This window comes from Snodgrassella alvi (assembly GCF_002777745.1).
In the GTDB taxonomy this organism is placed as follows: Bacteria; Pseudomonadota; Gammaproteobacteria; order Burkholderiales; family Neisseriaceae; genus Snodgrassella; species Snodgrassella alvi_D.
On the sequence record NZ_MEIO01000046.1, the window covers coordinates 1 to 2,342 of the forward strand.

At 40.2% G+C, this 2,342-nt stretch carries 5 protein-coding genes; all 5 read left to right on the top strand.

The window, feature by feature from the left end; all coding sequences use genetic code 11:
* On the top strand, positions 1-657 hold a 657-nt coding region (locus BHC51_RS05300; protein ID WP_143558791.1), incomplete at its 5' end, for an IS3 family transposase.
* Between the two features lie 151 nt (positions 658-808).
* Positions 809-1,075: a hypothetical protein gene (locus BHC51_RS05305; protein WP_100153509.1), complete on the top strand. Its 267-nt coding sequence runs from the start codon at positions 809-811 to the stop codon at positions 1,073-1,075.
* 68 nt (positions 1,076-1,143) lie between these two features.
* Complete coding sequence (locus BHC51_RS05310; protein WP_143558792.1) at positions 1,144-1,386, top strand: hypothetical protein; 243 nt, start codon at positions 1,144-1,146, stop codon at positions 1,384-1,386.
* A 63-nt stretch (positions 1,387-1,449) separates the two neighbouring features.
* Positions 1,450-2,007, top strand: a complete 558-nt coding sequence (locus BHC51_RS05315) for a hypothetical protein (protein ID WP_100153511.1) — start codon at positions 1,450-1,452, stop codon at positions 2,005-2,007.
* The coding region (locus BHC51_RS05320; protein WP_218966381.1) for a hypothetical protein at positions 1,982-2,342 on the top strand (361 nt) is incomplete at its 3' end. The genes BHC51_RS05315 and BHC51_RS05320, both read left to right, overlap by 26 nt.

Below are 2,342 nucleotides of genomic sequence, written 5' to 3' on the forward strand. Positions count from 1 at the left end.
AAGCATTTACGCTGGGGCTTTCCTAAATGTTTTAATCGCATCAGAAAGCTCGGCTATAAATGGAATCATAAACGTGTGTATCGGGTGTATTGTGAATTAAAGCTTAATCTCAGGGTAAAGCGTAAACAACGCATTCCTCCACGAAGCCCAGAAAGGCTATCAGCACCCAATAAACAAGGTGAATGCTGGTCAATGGATTTTATGAGTGACAGCAGTCGCAATCAACAGCGTTTTAGAACCTTCAATGTGATAGATGACTTTAATCGTGAGGCGTTAGGCATTGATATTGCGGTTAGTTTACCTGCTGGCAGGATTACCCGTTACCTAGATAAACTGGCCGAATATCATGGCTATCCACTCAAAATACGAGTGGATAATGGACCGGAATTTACCGGAAAAACATTCATCGACTGGGCAAAGTCACATGGTATAACCATAGATTATATTCAACCAGGTAGCCCATATCAAAACGGATATATTGAACGATTTAATCGCACCTATCGCACAGAGGTACTAGATTTATATCTATTTAATAATCTGGAACAAGCAAGAAAGGTAACCGAAGAATGGCTAACCATTTATAACACGGAAAGGCCTCATGAAGCATTAAATAATATGACGCCGATTGAATATAAAACCCTAAAACAAGCAGCATAATTTTCTACTTGAATCTTGTACTAAGTTTGGGGTATTTACAATGAGTTTAATAAAAAATGGATTGAGGGACCAAATCATAATTTAAATCACGATAATCCCTCTTTACCAGTTTTAGTGCCACATTCAAGAGCAAGGCAAGGAGTGAGGTAAAATGAGACGTAGCATTAATATTTTATTAGTAGGTATTTTTTGTATTGGACTATCCGGCTGTTATGAATCTGTAGTCCGTTTTTGGAATGGGCCAGGTTGGGATTTCTCATCTGAAGCTGAGAAAAAAGCTAGAAAAGAATGCTTTGAAGAATTACGTTCACTTCCACGACCGAAGAATGAATATATTGGATCTAAAGAAATGCAGGACTGGTTAGGTAATGTATATGGTCCTGCAGAAAGAGAATGCATGAAAAGAAAAGGGTTTTAGATTCAAGCAAAGATTTTAACTATGTATAAGGAAAGAAAATAATGGAAAACAAGATGAAGTTTTTAGCGATGGCAAGTTTTATAGCATTATGTGGATGCGGTACCAATACCTCTGCTTACCAGAAACAATTGGAAGCCAATGGGCATACCAGCAGCCGAGTCATAGTTTATCCCGCTAACGAGAAATACGCACAAATTCCAGCTCAATATCTAGTAGATGAACGCGGACGTTACATAGATGAGAATGGCAATCTTACTGATCACCCCGTAGAAAATCCTTACTATCGAGATTATATGAAGCGTCATAGATAACGTTTTGAACATAACGGCCTCAGAACCGAAAAAAGCATCGAATTAGAAAAAGAAGGGCGCAGAATGGAGCAGAATATAGCCTATCTGGATACCGCCCTTGGCATATTATGGGCAGGAGATATTGGTACCGCAGCATTAGAAACTGCTGCGCTGCATGCCGACTATGCCAAAAACGCAGCCAGACACATAACAGCCGGAAAAGTTTACAAAATCACCTGCTCAGGCGCAGAAGCACAGTATTTTTGTAAAGACATCAATAATGTTAACGATACCATAGAAGCCAGTGATGCAAGCAAACTAACCAAAGAAAAAAATAAAAATGCCCCATTTGAAGGAACTGCTATAGAAATATATGATTACAACGAAATCATGGATGGCAAATCAGTATTGATTTCTAATCCGAGCATCTACAACAACGAAGAAGCCGCATTCAGAAATGCCATCAAACAAAATCCCGAAGCAGCAGCCAATGGCAATCTTTATGTAGTGGTCAACAACCCCACTGTAGAAGTTATCCCCGGTCTGGGCGAAGTCGGCTTTTATGCATTCTACGACAAACTCAACGAATGGATGGGTGGCAGACTGCCATTAACCAATGCAGAAAAACCAATGCAGCACTAAAATTACTGGCGCGAAAGAAACCAACACCACCATCAACAGTAATAACCATAGTCGCGGTTCACTCACAGACAAAGTCAGCAACGCCTATTTGCAGAATAGATTAAATGCAACTGACATACCGATCGAAAAAACCAAATTTTTAGGGCCAGCAGCAAATATAGCTGGACAATATAAAATGCTCGAAAAAAATGGCTACATTGATCCGGATGGCATTAACAGTACCTTATTTCTGGCTAACAACAGTACCGATTTTGTTGGTGGGCTGGTAGGCTATAATCCAGTAACCGCAGGGCAGTGTATCGGCAGCCCGCTAGGCTCATGTTATAGCCACAGCA